This window comes from Stutzerimonas kunmingensis (assembly GCF_014764705.1).
In the GTDB taxonomy this organism is placed as follows: domain Bacteria; phylum Pseudomonadota; class Gammaproteobacteria; order Pseudomonadales; family Pseudomonadaceae; genus Stutzerimonas.
This window is the reverse complement of record NZ_JACXXG010000074.1, coordinates 1-2410: the sequence shown is the minus strand read 5'-3', so window position 1 is coordinate 2410 and position 2410 is coordinate 1. Positions and strand designations below refer to the sequence as shown.

3 protein-coding genes are annotated in these 2410 nt (G+C 64.5%); all 3 read left to right on the top strand.

The genetic code is table 11. The annotated features are described in order from the left end of the window. Positions 1 to 966, top strand: a 966-nt coding sequence (locus IEG05_RS22935) for a 2Fe-2S iron-sulfur cluster-binding protein (protein WP_191122772.1), incomplete at its 5' end; no start/stop codon positions are given. Further along, a complete protein-coding gene (locus IEG05_RS22930; protein WP_003292130.1) occupies positions 967 to 1656 on the top strand; it encodes a hypothetical protein in 690 nt (229 codons plus the stop codon). Beyond that, the coding region (locus tag IEG05_RS22925) for a multiheme c-type cytochrome (RefSeq protein WP_191122771.1) at positions 1653 to 2410 on the top strand (758 nt) is incomplete at its 3' end. The genes IEG05_RS22930 and IEG05_RS22925, both read left to right, overlap by 4 nt.

Genomic DNA, 2410 nt, shown 5'->3' with positions numbered 1-2410 from the left:
GCGCCAGTGGAGGGCGTGGGTGCGCTGCCGTTCGAGTTCGAGCCCGGCCAGTTCCTCACGCTTTCGGTGCATTCAGGCGGGAACCAGGTCAAGCGCTCGTATTCGATCGCTTCATCGCCATGCTGCCACGGCTGGTGCGACCTGACGGTCAAGCACGAAAGCGGCGGCATCGTCTCGGGTTACCTGCACGAGCAGGTGAAGGAAGGCGATCTCCTCGATGCGTCCGGCCCCTACGGCCGCTTCACCTTCCGCGGCGTCGAGTCCGACAGTGTCGTGTTCCTGGGCGGCGGCGTCGGCATCACGCCGCTGATGAGTTCCATCCGCTACCTGACCGACCAGAGCTGGAACGGCCGGATCGACCTGGTCTACGCCTGCAAGGACCTGGAAAGCGTGATCTTCCGCGACGAGCTGAACCAACTCGCCCGCCGGCATCCGAACCTGCATGTGTCCATCGTGCTGAGCGACGAGTCATCGGCGGCATGGACCGGCCCGCGTGGGTTCATCACCGCCGAACTGCTGGGGCAGATTCCGCAGATCCGTTCGCGCCGCATCCACTTGTGCGGTCCGTCGGTGATGATGGACGCGGTCCGCAACGAACTGGGCAAGCTGGGCATCGACCTGGCGTCGGTTCATTCCGAGCTGTTCCTGAGCCCCTCCAGGACAGTGCCTCCCGGCCTGGAGGTGTCGGCGGGCGACACGGCGACGGCCGTCACCTGCAGCTTCGAGCGGTCCGGAAAAAAGGCGCCGCTGGCGGCCGGCCAGACCGTTCTCGAGGCCGCCGAAGAGGTCGGCGTTCCGATCGAATATGCCTGCCGGCAGGGTTACTGCGGCCTCTGCAAGATCAAGCTGCTGTCGGGCGAGGTCACCATGGACGTGGACGACGGTCTGACGCCACTCGATCGTTCCTCGGGCGTGATCCTGGCCTGCCAGGCGAAAGCGTCGGCCGATATCTCGGTGGATGCGTAGATGCGCAACCAGGATCGCATCATCGCGACGATCATCTTCTCGATGCTGGTGGTCCTGTGGCTGGGTTTCCTGGTGCACCGCTCTTCCTTCTTCGCCGGAAGCCTCCTGGGTGGCGTGTTCGGCGTCGTAGGCGCGGCGTTCATGCTCGTCCCGCTCACCTACACCGTAATCAAGCGCAGCGCTACGCTGCGCCGCGCATTCACCAGGAAGCATGGCTTCGGCGCATTGCTGCAGGCGCACGTCTATTTCGGCTTGGTAGGCGCGCTGTTGGCCATCCTCCATAGCGGGCACAAGTTCCAGAGTGCGCTCGGCGTCGCGCTGACGGCATCGATGCTGCTGAGCGTGCTCACTGGGTTCATCGGCCAGCATTACCTGCGCTACGTCGCGGAGAACATCCGCGAGAAGAAGGCGCAGATCGACGGGCTGTGGCGCCTTCTGGATGGGCAGTACTGGGCCTACGCGCAAGGACCAACAGCGGGCGTTGCCGGTACGCCCAAGGCCAGCGCCGAACTGCTGCCACTGGCATCCGCCGCCGCCGATCTGCAGTACTCGATCCAGTTCCAGGAGCGGGTGCGCAGGCTGTTCAACGCCTGGCTGTCGGCACACATCGCGTTCTCGATCATCTTCTATCTTCTGCTGGCGTTGCATATCTGGGCTGGCATCTACTTCGGGTTGCGGTGGTTCAGATGAGTCGAAAGGGAAAGATCCTCGCCGCGCTGCTCGCGGTCCTGGCGCCGGTGTCGGCAGTCGCACTGTGGACATACCTTCCGCAAATGCAGCGCGCCGCGACGTGGCAGAACATGGCCTCTCCGGGCCCCCTGTCCAGCGCACATGCGTTTCTCAAAGAGGACTGTGCGGCGTGCCACACGCCGGTGAAGGGCGTGGAGGACGCGACTTGCGTGGCCTGCCATGCAAACGAGACCGTCCTGGTCCAGCGACAACCGACGGCATTCCATGCCGACATCGCCGGCTCGAACAACTGCGTGGCCTGCCACAAGGAACACGACGCCGGCCGCAGCCTGCGTGGTATGGACCATGCGGCTTTGACCGACATCATCGTGCGATGGCTCGATCGGGCCCCGGAGGGTCATGAGGGGGCGGTGCTGCTCGCGCACCTCAAGGCACACCGGCCCGAGGCGCTGCCGGGCAACCTCTCGCTTGCCAACGGCATGACTTACAAGGAGACGCTGCTGGACTGTGCGAGCTGCCACAAGACCACCGACCCGCACGTCCAGGTCTTCGGAAACGACTGCGCGACATGCCACGGCACGACCACATGGTCGATTGCCGAGTACCGGCATCCACCGCCGAGTTCCACCGAGTGCGGCCAGTGCCACCTCGCGCCGCTCAGCCACTACAAGGAGCACTTCGGAATGATGTCCAAGCCGATAGCGGGTGTCAGGAATGCGGAACCTGAGCAGTGCTATCTCTGCCACCAGACCAC

Excerpts from the sequence above, each read along its gene's own strand:
- IEG05_RS22930 (WP_003292130.1), top strand. The coding sequence starts at position 967 with ATGCGCAACCAGGATCGCATCATCGCGACGATCATCTTCTCGATGCTG.